Annotated in this window: 16 protein-coding genes; 6 read left to right on the top strand and 10 right to left on the bottom strand. The window is 32.9% G+C overall.

Translation table 11 applies throughout. The features are described from left to right. Positions 1-307: 307 nt before the first annotated feature. Positions 308-1,510: a mannose-6-phosphate isomerase, class I gene (manA, locus tag L3X37_RS08890; RefSeq protein ID WP_237239824.1), complete on the top strand. Its 1,203-nt coding sequence runs from the start codon at positions 308-310 to the stop codon at positions 1,508-1,510. A 19-nt stretch (positions 1,511-1,529) separates the two neighbouring features. Here manA and L3X37_RS08885 read toward each other — a convergent pair whose 3' ends face one another. The 3 genes from L3X37_RS08885 to L3X37_RS08875 all read right to left on the bottom strand — a co-directional run bounded on the left by L3X37_RS08885 (position 1,530) and on the right by L3X37_RS08875 (position 4,816). Further along, on the bottom strand, positions 1,530-1,682 hold the full coding sequence (locus L3X37_RS08885; RefSeq protein ID WP_237239823.1) for an SsrA-binding protein: 153 nt from the start codon (positions 1,680-1,682) through the stop codon (positions 1,530-1,532). A 669-nt stretch (positions 1,683-2,351) separates the two neighbouring features. Continuing rightward, positions 2,352-4,454, bottom strand: a complete 2,103-nt coding sequence (locus tag L3X37_RS08880) for a M56 family metallopeptidase (RefSeq protein ID WP_237239822.1) — start codon at positions 4,452-4,454, stop codon at positions 2,352-2,354. A gap of 2 nt (positions 4,455-4,456) precedes the next feature. Next, positions 4,457-4,816 carry a BlaI/MecI/CopY family transcriptional regulator gene (locus tag L3X37_RS08875; RefSeq protein ID WP_237239821.1) on the bottom strand — a complete coding sequence of 120 codons (360 nt, stop codon included), beginning with the start codon at positions 4,814-4,816 and terminating at the stop codon, positions 4,457-4,459. 190 nt (positions 4,817-5,006) lie between these two features. Between L3X37_RS08875 and L3X37_RS08870 the strand changes: the two genes are divergently transcribed. Both L3X37_RS08870 and L3X37_RS08865 read left to right on the top strand, forming a co-directional pair. Beyond that, positions 5,007-5,957 carry a calcium/sodium antiporter gene (locus tag L3X37_RS08870; protein WP_237239820.1) on the top strand — a complete coding sequence of 317 codons (951 nt, stop codon included), beginning with the start codon at positions 5,007-5,009 and terminating at the stop codon, positions 5,955-5,957. 149 nt (positions 5,958-6,106) lie between these two features. Further along, entirely contained in the window at positions 6,107-6,457 is a 351-nt protein-coding gene (locus tag L3X37_RS08865) for a ribose-5-phosphate isomerase (RefSeq protein ID WP_237239819.1), read from the top strand. Positions 6,458-6,581: 124 nt separating this feature from the next. On the opposite strand, the gene L3X37_RS08860 is transcribed toward L3X37_RS08865, so the two are convergent. Both L3X37_RS08860 and L3X37_RS08855 read right to left on the bottom strand, forming a co-directional pair. Then, entirely contained in the window at positions 6,582-6,878 is a 297-nt protein-coding gene (locus L3X37_RS08860) for a putative quinol monooxygenase (protein ID WP_237239818.1), read from the bottom strand. A 124-nt stretch (positions 6,879-7,002) separates the two neighbouring features. Then, positions 7,003-8,025: a glutamine synthetase beta-grasp domain-containing protein gene (locus L3X37_RS08855; protein ID WP_237239817.1), complete on the bottom strand. Its 1,023-nt coding sequence runs from the start codon at positions 8,023-8,025 to the stop codon at positions 7,003-7,005. 271 nt (positions 8,026-8,296) lie between these two features. Between L3X37_RS08855 and L3X37_RS08850 the strand changes: the two genes are divergently transcribed. Continuing rightward, complete coding sequence (locus tag L3X37_RS08850; RefSeq protein ID WP_237239816.1) at positions 8,297-10,483, top strand: glutamine synthetase III family protein; 2,187 nt, start codon at positions 8,297-8,299, stop codon at positions 10,481-10,483. Positions 10,484-10,718: 235 nt separating this feature from the next. Here the strand turns inward: L3X37_RS08850 and L3X37_RS08845 are convergent, their stop codons facing one another. The 4 genes from L3X37_RS08845 to L3X37_RS08830 all read right to left on the bottom strand — a co-directional run bounded on the left by L3X37_RS08845 (position 10,719) and on the right by L3X37_RS08830 (position 14,188). Continuing rightward, positions 10,719-11,582, bottom strand: a complete 864-nt coding sequence (locus L3X37_RS08845; RefSeq protein WP_237239815.1) for a class I SAM-dependent methyltransferase — start codon at positions 11,580-11,582, stop codon at positions 10,719-10,721. Positions 11,583-11,590: 8 nt separating this feature from the next. Then, positions 11,591-12,082 carry a DinB family protein gene (locus L3X37_RS08840; protein ID WP_237239814.1) on the bottom strand — a complete coding sequence of 164 codons (492 nt, stop codon included), beginning with the start codon at positions 12,080-12,082 and terminating at the stop codon, positions 11,591-11,593. A 12-nt stretch (positions 12,083-12,094) separates the two neighbouring features. Next, the gene (locus L3X37_RS08835) at positions 12,095-13,051 is read right to left on the bottom strand and encodes a carbon-nitrogen hydrolase family protein (RefSeq protein ID WP_237239813.1); all 957 of its coding nucleotides are present in this window, start codon (positions 13,049-13,051) and stop codon (positions 12,095-12,097) included. 81 nt (positions 13,052-13,132) lie between these two features. Continuing rightward, positions 13,133-14,188 (bottom strand): nickel-binding protein, encoded by a 1,056-nt coding sequence (locus L3X37_RS08830; protein ID WP_237239812.1) that lies wholly within the window; start codon positions 14,186-14,188, stop codon positions 13,133-13,135. Between the two features lie 271 nt (positions 14,189-14,459). Here L3X37_RS08830 and L3X37_RS08825 point away from each other — a divergent pair, with 271 nt between their 5' ends. Further along, complete coding sequence (locus L3X37_RS08825; RefSeq protein ID WP_237239811.1) at positions 14,460-15,638, top strand: AIR synthase related protein; 1,179 nt, start codon at positions 14,460-14,462, stop codon at positions 15,636-15,638. A gap of 73 nt (positions 15,639-15,711) precedes the next feature. Next, positions 15,712-16,683, top strand: a complete 972-nt coding sequence (locus tag L3X37_RS08820; RefSeq protein WP_237239810.1) for a DUF3078 domain-containing protein — start codon at positions 15,712-15,714, stop codon at positions 16,681-16,683. On the opposite strand, the gene L3X37_RS08815 is transcribed toward L3X37_RS08820, so the two are convergent. Continuing rightward, a complete protein-coding gene (locus L3X37_RS08815) occupies positions 16,680-17,342 on the bottom strand; it encodes an ATP-binding cassette domain-containing protein (protein ID WP_237239809.1) in 663 nt (220 codons plus the stop codon). The genes L3X37_RS08820 and L3X37_RS08815 overlap by 4 nt on opposite strands. Positions 17,343-17,519: the final 177 nt, after the last annotated feature.

Below are 17,519 nucleotides of genomic sequence, written 5' to 3'. Positions count from 1 at the left end.
GAAAATTTATTGGTTTTTTAGAGAGTCTCTTTTTTTTTGTGCTGATTTTTTTTTAGAACTTATCTTGACTTTTTGTTTTTAACCGAAAATGAGTTGAAATTTGACCAGATGAGGCATTTTTTGAAAGCCATAGCAGTCCTACGGGTAAGAAAAGTAATAAAATATGGGTGAATTTCAGCCATTTTTTTAGGAAATAGAAAAAGTCAAGATGAGTTCTTAATATAATTTTCAATGTATTATTCTAATTTTTTTCCTTATTAATGGCTTTAGTTTAAATTTGCTGGTAACTAATCAATAACACAAAAGTATGCCAAAGTTATTTGCTCTTAAAGGAAAAATTCAAAATTACGCTTGGGGCGGAACCCATTTTATTCCTGAATTATTAGGAATTAAAAGTAATAATATAAAATGTGCAGAATATTGGTTGGGCGCTCATGTAAATGCACCTTCTGTAGTATCTACACCAAATGGCAATCAGAATTTAGATAGTTATTTAAAACATAATATAACAGAAAGTTTAGGTGAAAAGGTTGCTGAAAAATTTGGACGTTTATCTTTTTTATTCAAAGTATTAGATGTACACGATATGCTCTCAATTCAAGTACATCCAACTAAAATAGAAGCCGAAAAAGGCTTTAAGCTTGAGAATGAATTGGGCATTCCATTAACTGCGCCTCATAGAAACTATAAAGACGATAACCATAAACCAGAAATTATGGTAGCATTAAGCGAGTTTTGGTTGTTACATGGGTTTTTGACTGAAGATAAATTAATTGAGAGATTAAAAGAAACTCCGGAGTTTGCTGATTTACTTTCTGTATTTAAAAAAGCAGGATATTATGGTTTATATAAAAAAGTGATGGAGGAATCTTCTGAAGACACTAACCGTATTTTAGCACCATTATTAAAACGTATTATGCCTTTGTATTTACAGGGAAAATTAGATAAATCTAGTCCTGATTATTGGGCTGCTAAAGCTGTAGATTCATCGGAAGATAAAAACCTTTTAGATAAAGGTATTTACTCCATCTATTTCTTCAATATCGTTAAAGCTGAAAAGGGTGAAGCCGTTTTTCAGGATGCAGGAATTCCGCATGCTTATCTTGAAGGCCAAAACATGGAGCTTATGGCAAATTCAGATAATGTATTGCGTGGTGGCTTAACACCAAAGCATGTTGATGTTCCTGAACTCTTGAAACACGTTGCTTTTGAAGAAACTATACCTCATGTAATGCAGGGCGATATGCAAAACGATGGTATTGAACGCATTTATAAAACACCAGCTCCAGATTTTGAGTTGAGTAAGATTGATTTAAAGCAAGAACAAATCTATCAGTCTAAAACAAAAACAGCACAAATTTTAATAGTTATAGAAGGTGATGCCAAAATAGTTGAAGGTGATAATGCCTTGAAGATTAGTAAAGGTGAATCAGTTTTTTTAGAAGCCCATTGTAAATATAATATATCTACATCATCTATGGCAACTATATATAAAGCTACAACACCTTAAAGCATAATTGTTTTAAAAATCAATCCAAAGCATTTTTTGTAACAAACCATCTCCAGCCTATAATTGCCATTTGTAGTTTTGTGGCTTTTGTTAAGTCCAATTCTTTTTTGGAATAACTCGGTAAGATAACTTTATTAACCTTTGCTAAAAACTTAAATACTTGCTTTTTCATATTTAAAAACCCTTATTAAAAGGTAAAAATAGTAAAACTTATTCTAGACTAAGTTTTACTTGTTTTTTTGGATTTATATAATCGAGAAAATAACAAAGATAATATCGATTATAAACTTAGCAAGTGTCATCATAATTTCAAGATTTTAAAGGTTAGTAAATGGTTGATACCATTTCTAACTCAAAATAATTTGTTAAAAATTGTTCTTTTTTCCTGATGCTTCAAAATAAAAAGAAACCGTAGCTTGGGCTATGCTTTCATTTTCTTTATCGCCTAATAAAAAAATAACTACTTTTTATTCAAGTCATTTTAAATCAGAAATGGTATTATTTTATCAATGTTTTTTGAAGATATATTTTTTCGAATATACCCGCCAAATGTTATTAAATAAATCTGTGAAATTGGATATAGATTTGTAAGTAAAAAAATGATTTATATTTCAATATTTATGTGAAGCTCTTAATATAAGTTTTAAAATGTAATTATAAGTTGTTGTAATTATTATAATTTATAATAATTGTAGGCACTTTTTGTGGTTATTTTTATAATCCAAGGGCTTTTTTGTTAAAAAAATAGATGTTTTTAGCATTTTCATCTTTTAATTTTAAAATAGGGCATAAAAAAAGCACTTTTTAAAAGTGCCTTTTTTGTATTGGAAAAGTTGTAGATTTAGTTTTTCTTTTTGGTGGTAATTTCTATAACACCTTTTTTTGCTTTTTTGCCATATTTTTTAATGGCTTTTTCTCCTTTTAAAACGGATATGCTTTCGATGTTTTCAGCAGGGATTTTTTCTGCCTTTTTTAAAGAAGATTTTTTCCCGTCAATAAATATTAGTCCAATATTACTTTCTTTAACATCAAGCATCGCATGACCTCTTAGACTAAAGCTTCCTGTTTTTTCATCTAAATAGCCTTCGGTACGTTGATTACTATTGTTCATTTCAATGGAGTAGGCTTTATTAGAATTAAAAGGTTTTCCAACTTTAAATTCAGTATCCCAATCTTTTTTTGTGGTAATAATTACTACACCATCTTTTGCTTTTTTGCCATATAATGCAGTAGTAGTTTTATCCTTGAGTACAGTTACTGATGCAATTTTACTTGGATTTATGTTGTGAATTTCCTCTTCAGAAATTTCAATATCATCTAAAATATAAAGTGGTTTTTCTCCATTTATTAATAAGGAATTACCAAGAGTTTTTGTATTTGGAATTGGGTGACCTGTTTTCCAAGAAATGGAATCAGTAGTGATGGTATTTCGGTCAAAATAAATACTATCAGTTGAAATAGTTTTTCTGTCAACAGTGTAAAAAATAGAATCTGAAATTGTATAAGCAAAACCTTGTTTGTTGTTTGAATATATGGTATCAGTGATTTTGCCATTTTTAGATACTATATACTTGCTTTTTATCTTTATAGTATCATGTGGTGTTGTTTGACCGACAGAATATCTGTAAACTGTTTTTGTTGAATCTGGTGCTAATATGTATGTATGTGTGCTTTCGGTAGTTTTCTTGTTGTTTAAGTTTGAATTAAAATTATAATCTAAAGTTTTGGAGCCACTAAAGTCAAATTCTTTATCAACTTCCTTAAGGTCTTCTAAACGCCCAACTCCACTTGTTTTTCCGTGTCTAAAATAATAAAAAGGCTCTATTGGAGATTTATCTGAACTGTAGATACAATGGCCTCCCTTAGTTTCAAATTTGGCTATAATTTTAGTAATTTCTCCTTTTACATTTCGATTTAATTCTTTGTAAGTAAAAGTAATATTCATTTTCTGTAACTTTTTCTTAATCTTTTGTAAATCGTTGACAGATAAGTCTTTTCTAAAAATAATTTTGATTTTATCATCATTAGAAGTCATTTCGTGTTGTTCTGTTTTATTCTCAGTTTCAACAGAATTAGCATCCTCTAAAACCTTAGCAACATATACTTCCTCAGTATTAAAGCTCATTAAAAAGATTGCAAGCAAGGGCAGTACTAAAGCATACTTAAATAGGTTTCGTTTTTTCGATTTTGATTTGTGTAACATAACGATTCGTTTTTTAGTTAATGATGAATAAAAATTATTGGTTAAAGCCATGTACTGACTAGATAAGCTTGTTTTTAATAATAAATGTTGATAGCTTTTTTTGCAGCTTGTAGAGTTTTGAGCTTTATTATCTGCAATAAACTCCAGGTTTTGCTGTAAATCTTTTTTGTAAAACCAAGTAATGGGGTTAAACCAAAACACAATGGCGGCCAGTTGTGATAGTATAATATCTATAGAGTGGTACTGGTTTACATGCACTTTTTCGTGGGCGATAATATGTTGTAAATCGTTGCCGTTAAACAGAGATGGGTTGTAAACTATCCATCTAAAAAATGAAAAAGGCAGTGCATTGTTATCTGTTTTTACATAAGTAAATCCGTTTTGCTTTTCACGTTTACTTTTTATAATAAGTAACCCTAACGATAGTAATTGTACACAAAACCGAATAGCGAAAATAACAACGCCAATACTGTATGCAGTAAAGAGATAGTTAAAAATATTAAAAGGTTCTTCTTGGGTAATTTGAATAGGGGCAGACTCGCTAATGGCAAAATTATGTATAGGCATTGGGGTGTATTCAATGTAAATAGGAATCACCACATAAGGTAAAGTAAAAGCAGTAATTAAACCAAGCAATAAAAACCAGCGGTTAGACTCAAAAAAGGTGTCGCGCTTTAAAAACAATTTATAGCACACATAAAAAATGGTAATAACAGCACTAGCTTTAAGTAAATATTCCATGGTTATTTTTGTTTTTCAATTAATGCAATAATCTCTTTAAGTTCCTCGACACTTATTTTTTCCTCTTTAGCAAAAAACGATACCATATTTTTGTAAGAGTTGTTAAAATAGTTATCAATTGCTGCCGTCATAAAACGTTTTCTATAGTCTTCCTTTTTAATAATTGGGTAGTATTGGTGCGTTTTACCATAAGCATTATAAGCCACAAAACCTTTCTCCTCTAAATTCCTAATAATTGTAGATAAAGTGTTGTAATGTGGTTTGTCTTCCTTAATTTCAGCAAGTACATCTTTTACAAAAGCCTTTTTAAGCTTCCATAGAATATGCATAATTTCTTCCTCTTTGTTTGTTAGTTTTTGCATGGGTTTAATTTTACTTTCCAAACTTATAACTATTTTTATAGTTATACAACTAAATTAGTAGTTATTTAACTAAATTTTAAGTTTTAAGGTTGGTTAATAAGTAAACATCGTTGTGTTTGGGTTAACAAAAACTTTTAACTTTTAACTTCTAACTTTTAACTTTAATTTATCTTCGCAAAAAATAATAGTTATGAGCTTACTTTGGGTTATACTAGGGTTTATATTATTGGTAATAGGGGGCGAGTATTTAGTACGATCGTCTGTTGCCTTGTCATTTAAATTTAGCATATCTAAAATGGTAATAGGTATGACGGTGGTTTCATTTGCAACTTCGGCACCAGAGTTGTTGGTAAGTTTGCAAGCGGCACTATCAGGTTCTCCAGCAATAGCTATAAATAACGTAGTAGGTTCTAATATTGCTAACATAGGTTTGGTGTTAGGTATTACAGCTATGGTTGGTGCTATTTCGGTTGATAAATCGTTTTATAAAGTTAATTGGCCAGTAATGATGTTGTTTTCGTTAGCACTTTATTATTTTTTAAAAAACGATAGTTTACTAACTGCTTTTGAAGGTTCAATTTTATTTATCGGACTTATTTTATTTCTATATCTATTAATTAAAAACACAAAAAAAGACATAATTGTTGAAGAGGTAGATGACAGTTTAGCAATAGTTTCTAACTTTAAGATTTTGCTATGGTTGGCTATTGGTGCTACGGCTTTATATTTTGGTAGTGAATGGTTAGTTTTTGGTGCTAAAGATATTGCTACTTCTATTGGAGTAAGCGAAGCTGTTATAGGCGTGTCTTTAATAGCAATAGGCACTAGTGTGCCAGAGTTAGCAGCATCTGTTATAGCTGCAGCAAAACAAGAAAAAGCTATTTCGTTAGGTAATTTAATAGGGTCTAATATATTTAATATAGGGTCTGTTTTAGGTTTAACATCTATTATTAAACCAATTCCAGTTACAGAACCGCAAATACTAACAAGCGATATTTTTTGGATGCTTGGTTTTTCGGCAATTTTAATACCATTGATTTTTATACCAAAGCGCATGAAAATAAGTAGAGTTAAGGGATTTTTACTTGTATTTGCTTATGGAGTATTTATGTTTTTGGTGTTTACTAAAGGTAAGTTTTAGTTTGTAAAATATTCGAACGATTCTGTAACCGAATCACACAGCCTAGACTTTGGTAATTAGCAAAAAAACAGACAAATGACCGAAGGGGAGTTAAAAAGAAATTTCTGAAACGGTAAAATTTAAAAGCGGATTAAATAATTTTTATAGAAATGCCCAAAGTCGAGTATAGAATATATGTGATAGAATTATCAAAACGAGTTTTTTCTGAAAATGCGAGGTTTAGGGCATCAAATCCACAATTTAATGGAGTTTTACAATGCCTATATGTTGGAATGACTAGTAAAACTCCCAAAGAAAGATTTCTACAACATAAAACAGGATATAGAAATAAGAAAGGTTATAAACTTTCTTCAAATATAGTTGAGAAGTATGGTATGTATTTAAGACCTAGTCTATATAATCATATTGATCCATTGCCTACAAGAGCTGAAGCACTTAAAATGGAAGAATTGCTTGCGCTAGAATTAAGAAGACAAAGATATGCCGTATGGTTTAATTAAGTGTGAAAACATGTTTATCAATTAAAGGCCAGTTACCAATAATTCTTATAAATTATTATTACAAATTTTATATGAAATCTTCCTTTTTAATTATGTCTTGATAAGCAAAGCTTAACAAATAGGATTACCCAATATGTGTCATTTCATTTAAAATGACTTTTTCTATTGCTCCATCTGTTAATTTCTGAAAATCTGCCAAATGTTTACTATTCATATGTAATTGCCATAAGACCTTACTTTCCCAATTCTCATAAAACAAAAACAGATTTTTTTCTTGATTATCTTGATGTAAATCATAGTTAATACATCCTTCTTCAGCTTTTGTTAAAGTAATTAATTTAAGGAGTTCTTTTTTTACTAAATCTAGTTTTTCAGGTTTTACCAAAATTTTTGCAATTATTGTCAGTTTCTCATTTTTCATTTTCCCTAATTTTTATTCTGTGTTTTATGGTTTAAATGTAATTGTAATTTTGTTCATAAAAAAAGCACTTAAAATATAATTCTAAGTGCTTTTTTTATGAACAAAATTATTAATCTAACAATAATTAAATTTTAGCAGATTTAACAGTTTCAATAATTCTACCTGCAATTTTATACGGATCTCCGTTTGATGCAGGACGTCTGTCTTCTAACCAACCTTTCCAGCCTTTTTCAACGGTAATAATTGGAATTCTTATTGACGCCCCTCTATCAGATACTCCATAAGAGAAATCTGTTATGGCAGCAGTTTCGTGTAAACCAGTTAAACGTTGGTCGTTAAACTCGCCATAAACAGCAATATGTTCGCTAACAACTGGACGGAAAGCTTCACAAATTTTCTCGTAAACTTCTTGAGAACCACAAGTTCTTAAGGTTGTGTTAGAGAAGTTGGCGTGCATACCAGAACCGTTCCAATCCATTTCTTTACCAAGTGGTTTTGGATGATACTCAATGTAGTAGCCATATTTTTCGGTTAATCTGTCTAGTAAATATCTGGCAATCCAAATTTCGTCTCCGGCTTTTTTAGCGCCTTTTGCAAATAATTGAAACTCCCATTGTCCTGAAGCTACTTCTTGGTTAATGCCTTCAAAGTTTAAGCCAGCTTCTATACATAAATCTGCATGTTCTTCAACTAAATCTCTTCCATGAGTGTTTTTACCACCAACAGAGCAGTAGTACATACCTTGTGGTGCAGGGTACCCGCCAATTGGGAAGCCTAAAGGAAGCTGAGTTGCAGTATCCATTATAAAATATTCTTGCTCGAAACCAAACCAAAAATCGTTATCATCATCATCAATAGTTGCTCTTCCGTTTGATACGTGAGGTGTTCCATCTGCATTTAAAACCTCCGTCATAACTAAATAACCATTTTTTCTTGCTGGATCTGGGTAAATAGCAACAGGCTTGAGTAAACAATCTGACGATCCGCCTTCTGCTTGACGCGTAGAAGATCCATCAAAAGACCAATTACCAATTTCTTCTAAAGTTCCTTTAAAATTTTCATGCTCTTCTACTTTGGTCTTACTTCTCATGTTTTGAGTAGGGAAGTATCCATCTAACCAAATGTATTCTAATTTAATTTTTGCCATAATGAATAATTTATAAATACTATACTAAATATTAAAGAAGCAAATATAAAATATTATAAGTATGCATGGTATTTTGTAGGGGTGTTTTAGTTAACAATGTGCATATTTTTATTTAACCCCTATTTTTTGTGGGTTTATTTTATAAAAAAGCTATAATTTTATAATAAAAATAAAAAATTGTTAATAAGAAAGTTTTTTGTTTTATGCTTTTGTTGTTTTGGGTGATTATTTTTGCCCTGTGTTTTATTACAACCTTTTAAAAATTTTATAAATGTCAACTTTAAGATTTCATGCTGTAAAAAAGTCGCTTTCGTCTAAGCCTATAATTGTAGAGGAAAAAGAACGTCGTTCAGATTTATTTGGTAAAAATGTGTTTAATGAAAATACCATGCGCCAGTATTTAACTAAAGACGCTTTTATTGGTGTAATGAATGCCGTACAATATGGTAAAAAAATTGACAGAACTATTGCCGATCAAGTATCTTCTTCAATGAAAGATTGGGCATTATCTAAAGGTGTAACACATTATACACATTGGTTTCAGCCATTAACAGGTACAACTGCCGAAAAACACGATGCTTTTTTTGAAACTATTGGTAATGGTATGTCTATAGAAAAATTTGGAGGCAGCCAATTAGTACAGCAAGAGCCTGATGCCTCAAGTTTTCCTAGTGGAGGTATTCGAAATACGTTTGAAGCTCGTGGATATACAGCTTGGGACCCTACATCGCCCGCATTTATTTACGGAACCACTCTCTGTATTCCAACTATTTTTGTAGCGTATACGGGTGAAGCTTTAGATTATAAAACACCATTATTAAGAGCATTACACGCTGTTGACGATGCTGCAACGGCAATTTGTAAATATTTTGATAAAAATGTAAAAAAGGTAACCTCGTCTTTAGGTTGGGAGCAGGAATATTTTTTAATCGATAAAACACTGGCAGCAAGTCGTCCAGATATTACGCTAACCGGCCGAACATTATTAGGGCATTCGGCTGCAAAAGGACAACAGCTAGACGATCATTATTTTGGCTCAATCCCTACTAGAGCTTTAAGTTTTATGCGCGAGTTAGAAACCGAATGTATGCTTTTAGGCATTCCTGTAAAAACCAGACATAATGAGGTGGCACCAAACCAATTTGAGTTGGCGCCAATTTTTGAAGAAGCTAACTTAGCAGTCGATCATAATTCCTTACTTATGGATATTATGGGTAAAGTAGCGTCTCGCCATAATTTTAAGGTGTTATTTCATGAAAAACCCTTTGCAGGAATAAATGGTTCTGGTAAGCATAATAATTGGTCGCTAACAACAGATACAGGTGTTAATTTGCTGGCTCCAGGAAAAACACCAATGAGTAATTTACAGTTTTTAACATTTTTTATTAATACTATAAAAGCGGTAAATACACACGAAGCACTTTTAAGAGCAACCATTGCATCAGCTAGTAACGACCACAGATTGGGAGCTAACGAAGCGCCACCAGCAATAATTTCTGTATTTATTGGTGAGCAATTAACCAAAGTTTTAGAAGAGTTAGAAGGTGTTACTAAAGGTAAATTATCTCCAGAAGAAAAAACAGAACTAAAATTAAATGTTGTTGGTAAAATCCCCGATGTTTTATTAGATAATACAGATAGAAACCGTACATCGCCATTTGCATTTACAGGAAATAAATTTGAGTTTAGAGCAGTAGGATCTAAAGCTAATTGTGGCGACCCTATGACGGTTTTAAACACCATTGTCGCAAAACAATTAAAAGATTTTAAAGTTGAAGTTGATAAGCTTATAGATGAAAAAGGGTTAAAGAAAGATGAAGCTGTTTTTAATGTTTTGCGTGAGTATATAAAGTCTTCTAAACGTATTTTATTTGAAGGAAATGGCTATGGAGAAGCTTGGGAAAAAGAAGCCGAAAAAAGAGGTTTAAGTAATAATAAAACCACGCCAGAAGCTCTAAAGGCAAAAATATCAAAAGACAGTATTTCTTTATTTGAAGAGATGCAAGTTATGAGTAAAATTGAAACCGAAGCACGTTACGAAATTGAGGTAGAGGCTTACATTATGCACATCCAAATAGAAGGTCGTGTTTTAGGTGATATAGCTCGTAATCATATTGTACCTACAGCGGTAAAATATCAAAATACATTAATTGAAAATGTAAAAGGCTTAAAAGAAATTTTCGATAAAAAATTTAAAGAAGTATCTAAAGAACAAATCAATTTAATCGAAGACATATCAAGTCATATAGAAGGTATTAATGCCAATGTTACAAAAATGATTAATGAACGAAAAAAAGCAAACGCCATTAATGATGCCGATAAAAAAGCACATGCCTATTGCTTTAATGTAAAACCGTTGTTTGAAGATATTCGTTACCATTGCGATAAATTAGAATTATTGGTAGACGATGAGGTTTGGCCGCTAACAAAGTACCGCGAGTTGTTATTTACTAGGTGATTTTTTATTTGGGCGTTACCTAAAGGTCGGGCTTTACGTTACAAGTCCGCGCTCGTACCTCGCTGTGGGCTTTCCACTACAATCCCTAACGCACTTTTTTGCTAGTGTGAGTTTTTAAAACGTAACGCTGTTTTGTTTTTGGGAAGGTTCGTTTAGCGGTCAAGGCTATACTTCTGTGCCGTTTCTCGAATATAGGAAATTTACGGCATGAAGTATAGCTAATATTTAGGTAGTTTTATTCTAACGGTTTTTGCCCAACCCCAACTACTAGTTCACACGGACCTGAGAATCCATTTTCATCTTCAAATTTCGATAATTCAACACGTATTTCTTCCCACGCTGCAGTTTTTTCACGGTCTGACAATCCACCAAGCATTTGGTGTAACGCAGCAAAAGACTCATACTCAAATCTCACGCAATCTTCTGCTTTTTCCATTTTAACTGGAGCACTAACGATTTTTGACTGAACATTGGTAAAACCAGCTTGCTTGAAAGCATCGTCCAACACTCCTTCCGCGCTTAAACTAAAAGGACCTGGTTGTCCAGCTAATGGTGGAGGTAATTGTGCACGTCTTCTAATTACGGAAACTGGAGTTGAAAAGAATTGATTTTTATCTACAGTGGAATAAACAATAGCCGCTACGAATCCACCAGGTTTTAACACGCGCTTTATCTCTTTCAGCGCTTTTTGCTGGTCAGGAAAGAAAATCAACCCTACTCTGGAAATTACAGTGTTGAAAGAATTATCAGGAAGCGTCAAGTTTTCACCATCTATTTCTTGAATTTCAATATTGTTGATTCCTTTTTCATTTGCAAGCTCTAACGCGTAATCCAGAATCTTTGGGGCAAGGTCGGTCGCCAGTACATATCCGTTTGGACCAACTTTTTCAGCTGCAGTGATTGATTGTTCTCCTGCACCTGCTGCGATATCCAATACACGGTATCCTTCTTTGACCTCTGCCATATCAAGCATAAGATCTGTTGCAGGTCCTAGCCAGCTTTTTAGTGTTGGATGCCATCGATGCCATGCTTCTGCGGCTGTTTGCCATTGTTCTCTAGTTGTTGTTTTATAATGCTGTGGGTCAAATACTTTTTTCATAATTGAAATTATTTTTTAATTGTGTTTTTAATTTTTTCGAAATGGTGAAAGCTATGCCGAAGCGCGTGATCTTCAATAAAGAACTGAGCTGTCAATGGTGCATTTGCGTTCAATGATACCTTAGCTGACTGATCTAATTCTGCATCCGTGAATGCCCGAATCGATTCTGCAGCGATCTTACTGTTTTGTCGCAATAATGCAATAGCTTCTTGTTTGTTTACTCCTGCGAATTCCTTCGCGTGATCAGCATTCATTTGATTTACTACCTCCATTGTTGCTTCTGTAATTGGATTTCCAGAGGCTAAAACCTGTGCTAGTTCTATTTCCAGTGGATAAACATTTGCAACGTGGTGAACTACAACTCCAATGGTTCTCCCATCACCCAAAACGGGTTGGTTCCATTGTGCATCGGATAATCCTTCAGCGAATGTGGCAAGTGTGTTGGCTCCTAAAAGTAGTCGCTCAGCTAGTGCGTTCGCTCGAGTGTTTGAATTTGTCATTTTATGGTTGATTTATTGGTTATTGTTAACTGAGAAATTGAATACATCAGGTCTTGCATAATGCCCTACAACGTCGAACATGCGTTTAGCCTCTGTAATCGTGTTGAGATCAATATCGGCATAAATAATTCCTTCCTCAGCTTCTAATGGGCCGGCAATTATTTGCCCTTTTGGATCGATGATACAGCTATTGCCAGTGTTTATCCATTCTCTTCCTTCTGGATATAAATTCTTGAAATCGTATTCATCAGGGATGTCATTTTTACGCAATGCCATACATGTACTTACTACAAATAAGCCGCCTTCTCTAGCATTGTGTTGCATCGACTGCAACCAGTTTGGACTTTTGTCCCATGTAGGTGCTGCCAATATTTGTGCACCTGTTTCATAAACTGCGTTTCGAGCGAGAGGCATGAAGTTTTCCCAGCAGATTAGACCTGCGATTTTACCTGCTACTGTGTCGTAAGATTTAAATGTAGTTCCATCACCATGAGCCCAAATTAAGCGTTCACCTCCTGTTGGCATTAATTTGCGGTGTTTACCTGTTATTTCTCCCTGATCATTAATGAATAGGATACTATTGTATAAACTAGTTCCGCTCGTTTCTGAGTTGCGTTCATGCATGCCCATTACGACACTCACACCAGATTGTTTAGCTGCTTCACATAATTTGTTTGTTGAGTTGTCTGGAATTGTAACTGCGTTCTCAACGAGATCGATGTAAAGAGCATTCAACTCTGCACCTTTGCTATTTGGGATAAGCCAAACCCAATCAGGATAGCCTGATATAAATGCTTCTGGAAATACAATTACCTTAGCTCCATTATTTCCTGCTTCTATAATTGCTTCACATGCTTTTTCTACCGTTTTCTCTTTGTTAAGGAATACTGGCGTCAATTGTGCTGCTGCTATTTTTGTTTTCTTCATCATGTTGTTTCTTTTAGTTGTTAATGAAACTCTATGATGCAAAGTTGCAACACGTAAGGGCAGAACTATTTCACGATTGATTCAAAAGATGAAACAATTGATTCAAATTCTATTTTTTAGGTACTATGCTAGTTGTTTGGAGAAGTCTGTTGGAGAAACACCAAATCTTTTCTTGAACACACGGGTGAAATATGTTGGACTGTTGAAGCCAGATTCATAACCAATTTCGGCTATGGTCTTATTGGCTTTAATCATGGTGCTAACAGCTCTCAGTAATCTTGATTCTTGGATTAATTGATTCGGCGCCATGTTCGTTAAGGATTTAATTTTCCTGCTAGCTTGCGATTTGCTAAGGCCTAAGGCGTTGAATAAATCTTCTGTGGTGAAATCAGAACGAGTGAAGTTGTCGCTCACAATCTTGGACAAATTCATCGAAAAAAGAAGATCATCACTGTCAAGAATGGTGAAGTTGTTTTGTTTTTCTTTTTGATCTGACATTTCTTTATCAGATAAGACGATAGTTTCTTTATCAAGGTATAATTGACTGTTGAGTCCAAGAGCGCAAAGCCCATTTACTCTCAACTTTGTTTCTTCAAAGAATGTCTCACCTTCTTCATCAACTGGTTTACCACTAACAACCGCTAAGTTGAATTCAAGATTATCCGAAGCTTTATCGAGCAAGTTTTTAATTGATGTAGCACATGAGATTGCATCGTTGGCATACATGAAAGTTGCCATAGTTTGGTGATCTGGTTCACGAACAATAATACCGTTGTGCTCTTTGATGACTTCCATTATTCGCTTTAGGTGATCTTGTTCTTTCTTTGTAAAACTGACAATGTTTGTCAAAAGAATAGTTCGATAACCAGGATCCAGTTCGCCAGAATCAGTTTTGGCGAGATCATCAACATCTGTACCTTGCCCCATGAACAAATTATATTCGTTGTCTGCTACTTCAATAATATTACACGCGGTATTTCCATGAGATTGTAGATGTACCTGATTACAGGCATCCTTGTCCGGACCCTCCATTAAACAGAAGATTGTTTTCGCCTGTTCATTCACCCAATACTTCAATTGTTTAACACCAAATTGATCTTGAATAGCAAGGTCTTCCATATGAGCTTTAACAACATCTTCTGCCGAAAATTCGTCAGAATCAACTGTGTGGATATCCATGTATAGTGGCATTCTATTTTTTGTTTACTGTTATCGTTTAATTACCTACAATGATTTTAGGATATAAACTGTCTGCTAATATGGTTTATATCCGCCGTTAAACGAAGGTCGGCAATTTTTCTGATAAAGTCAAGAAAATATATTCTCTGTAAATGGTTTTATTTCAATTCATAGTTTGTTTGAAAAACCGTTAATAAATACTTGTTTCATTTTTAATGAAAGAGCGTCAATTTTAAAATATTACTTTACTTTTGCATCACAATAATTTATTATGAGTCAAGAAGTTTCTAAACGATATGCACAACGCGGTGTTTCGGCATCAAAAGAAGATGTGCACAATGCTATAAAAAATATAGATAAAGGGTTGTTCCCAAAGGCATTCTGTAAAATTGTTCCAGATTATTTAACAAATGATGAAGATTATTGCTTGATAATGCATGCCGATGGCGCAGGAACTAAATCATCGTTAGCTTATATGTATTGGAAAGAAACTGGAGATATTTCAGTTTGGAAAGGCATTGCACAAGATGCACTTATAATGAATATAGACGATTTGTTGTGTGTTGGCGCGACCGATAATATTATGCTGTCTTCAACCATTGGAAGAAACAAAAACTTAATTCCAGGAGAAGTTATTTCAGCAATTATTAATGGTACTGAAGAGTTACTTGAAGATTTAAAATCGTTTGGAGTAACCATTCATTCTACGGGTGGAGAAACTGCCGATGTTGGCGATTTGGTGCGCACCATTATTGTAGATTCTACCGTTACTGCACGCATGAAACGAAGTGATGTTATAGATAACGCAAATATCAAATCTGGAGATGTTATTGTTGGTTTAGAAAGTTTTGGGCAAGCTACTTACGAGAAAGGATATAATGGCGGCATGGGAAGTAATGGTTTAACATCGGCAAGACACGATGTGTTTAGTAAATATTTAGCTGAAAAATACCCTGAGAGTTTTGATGCTTCAGTTCCAGAGGATTTAGTGTATTCTGGTGGTGTTAAATTAACTGATAAAGTTTATAATGCGCCAATTGATGCAGGTAAGCTAGTATTATCTCCAACGCGTACTTATGCGCCAATAATTAAAAGTATTTTATCAAAATATAATGCTGAGACCATACATGGTATGGTGCATTGTTCTGGTGGTGCACAGACTAAAATTCTTCATTTTGTTGATGAATTTCATATTATAAAAGATAATATGTTTCCTATTCCTCCATTATTCAAATTAATTCAAGAGCAAAGTAAAACAGATTGGAAAGAAATGTATCAAGTGTTTAATTGTGGGCACAGAATGGAGCTTTATGTAAGCCCAGAAATTGCAGATGATATTATTGCAATATCAAAATCTTTTCATGTTGATGCTAAAATAATTGGTAGAGTTGAGGCTTCTAAAACCAAGAAGCTTACAATAAAATCTGAATTTGGAGAGTTTAATTATTAGAATCCCTTATTTTTTGTTAAACTGGAATGATTTTTGATATGAATCGTAATTTAAATTATATCCAACACTAATTATGAAAAAAACGCTTATAGCTTTATTTTGCTTTTGCATTCAATTTGCTTTTGCTCAACCAGATTCTTTATTTATTAAACCTATTCAACCTAAAGACGAACTCAAAGAATTGAGACCAGAATGGACAAGAAAAAATAGGGCTACTTTCGATTTAAGCGAAGTTGCTTTTGTTAATTGGAATGCTGGTGGTAGTAACTCGATTTCTGGTTTGGTTGGATTTAGGTCTGAAGCTAATTACAAAGACAAGTATTTTTTCTGGACTAATAATGTTTTAACGCGCTACGGAATAAACAAACAACAAGGTAGAGAGATAAGAAAAACTGATGATTTGTTCGAAATCAACTCTAATATTGGTTATAAGCCAGATGAAAAATCTAATTGGTTTTATTCGGCAAAGCTTAATTTTAGAACACAGCTAACAAACGGTTATAAATATCCAAACACCGATAATCCAATTTCTAGGTTAATGGCTCCGGGTTATTTGTTTTTTGGTGGAGGAATGGAGTATGGTAAAGACATTGAAGAGTTATCTTTTTATTTCTCGCCAATAACATTAAAAGCAACATTTGTTTTAGATGAAGATTTAGCAAATGCAGGGTCTTTTGGTGTTACACCAGCTGTTTTAGATGTCAATGGTGATGTAATTGTAGATGGTGAACGCATAAGAGAAGAGGTAGGTATTTTGTTAACAAACAGCTACAAAATGCAAGTAGCGGAAAATGTAACCATGGTGCATCAAGTAAATTTATATACCGATTATATTAATAATTTTGGTAATGTTGATATGGATTGGCGCGTAGATTTCGACTTTAAAGTAAATAGTTTTATAAGAGCTACTTTTGGCTCTCATTTAAAGTATGATGATGATGTAAAAACTACACAGCCAACAGATGTTGAAGGTGAGTTTGAAGAAGCTGGAGCAAAAATACAATGGAAACAGTTTTTAGGTGTTGGTTTTGCTGTAGATTTTTAGTTTATTGTTCCTGAACTTAAATATTTATAATCTTCAAGTTCTGTTAAATCATTAATAAGTTTGGTGTGTCCGCCTTTAATAAGGTAAATGTTATCTGATGTATCAATAATATGGCGATACATATGATCGGTTATTATAATAATTTTATGTTGTTTTTCTTTTGAAATTAAAGCTTTTACTTTTTCAATATGTAAAGGTGCTAAATGAGAAAAAGGTTCATCTAACAAAATGATTTTTTTATCACTTTTTAGAATAATATAAGTTTCTATTAAACGGCGCTCTCCACCCGATAGTTTATTAAAACTAACGTTTTTGAAAATCGAAAACGATTCAAAATCAGCTATAAAGTTATTCCAAGACACCTTAAAAAGCTTAAAAGCCGTTTTAATTCTCATACTATTTGGCACAAAATGATGCTGAGGTAAATAGGCTACCAGTTTTGTTTGATAAAGCGGTTTTAAAATAGGTTTACTATCTATTCTTACAAATTTGTATTTTGGTTTTAAACTCCCAAAAATTATTTTTAACAAGCAACTTTTTCCACATCCGTTACTTCCTAAGATTCCAGTTATTTTTCCAGTTTCAGTTTTTAAATAAACACCATTAAGAATTCGTTTGACTTTAAAATAAAGTTCAACATTGTCTATTTCTAAAATCATAAAAACTCTTTAAAAATTAAAAGAAAAGGAATACTTAAAAGTAAATCGATAAGGTATAAAAAAGAGAATAATTTTAAAGTAGAAACCCCTAAGTTTTTATAGAAAACGAGTAGTCGTTTTGCGGTTGTTTCGTTTATAATGTACCATAAAAAACATACAAGAATCAGCTTTAAGCTC

Source organism: Wocania arenilitoris (genome assembly GCF_021728535.1).
GTDB lineage: Bacteria > Bacteroidota > Bacteroidia > Flavobacteriales > Flavobacteriaceae > Wocania_A > Wocania_A arenilitoris.
Note: the sequence above shows the minus strand (reverse complement) of the source record. Positions and strands in the feature narration are given on the sequence as shown.

Coding starts and splice junctions, on each gene's coding strand:
- manA (WP_237239824.1), top strand. CDS start 308: ATGCCAAAGTTATTTGCTCTTAAAGGAAAAATTCAAAATTACGCTTGG.
- L3X37_RS08885 (WP_237239823.1), bottom strand. CDS start 1,682: ATGAAAAAGCAAGTATTTAAGTTTTTAGCAAAGGTTAATAAAGTTATC.
- L3X37_RS08880 (WP_237239822.1), bottom strand. CDS start 4,454: ATGGAATATTTACTTAAAGCTAGTGCTGTTATTACCATTTTTTATGTG.
- L3X37_RS08875 (WP_237239821.1), bottom strand. CDS start 4,816: ATGCAAAAACTAACAAACAAAGAGGAAGAAATTATGCATATTCTATGG.
- L3X37_RS08870 (WP_237239820.1), top strand. CDS start 5,007: ATGAGCTTACTTTGGGTTATACTAGGGTTTATATTATTGGTAATAGGG.
- L3X37_RS08865 (WP_237239819.1), top strand. CDS start 6,107: ATGCCCAAAGTCGAGTATAGAATATATGTGATAGAATTATCAAAACGA.
- L3X37_RS08860 (WP_237239818.1), bottom strand. CDS start 6,878: ATGAAAAATGAGAAACTGACAATAATTGCAAAAATTTTGGTAAAACCT.
- L3X37_RS08855 (WP_237239817.1), bottom strand. CDS start 8,025: ATGGCAAAAATTAAATTAGAATACATTTGGTTAGATGGATACTTCCCT.
- L3X37_RS08850 (WP_237239816.1), top strand. CDS start 8,297: ATGTCAACTTTAAGATTTCATGCTGTAAAAAAGTCGCTTTCGTCTAAG.
- L3X37_RS08845 (WP_237239815.1), bottom strand. CDS start 11,582: ATGAAAAAAGTATTTGACCCACAGCATTATAAAACAACAACTAGAGAA.
- L3X37_RS08840 (WP_237239814.1), bottom strand. CDS start 12,082: ATGACAAATTCAAACACTCGAGCGAACGCACTAGCTGAGCGACTACTT.
- L3X37_RS08830 (WP_237239812.1), bottom strand. CDS start 14,188: ATGGATATCCACACAGTTGATTCTGACGAATTTTCGGCAGAAGATGTT.
- L3X37_RS08825 (WP_237239811.1), top strand. CDS start 14,460: ATGAGTCAAGAAGTTTCTAAACGATATGCACAACGCGGTGTTTCGGCA.
- L3X37_RS08820 (WP_237239810.1), top strand. CDS start 15,712: ATGAAAAAAACGCTTATAGCTTTATTTTGCTTTTGCATTCAATTTGCT.
- L3X37_RS08815 (WP_237239809.1), bottom strand. CDS start 17,342: ATGATTTTAGAAATAGACAATGTTGAACTTTATTTTAAAGTCAAACGA.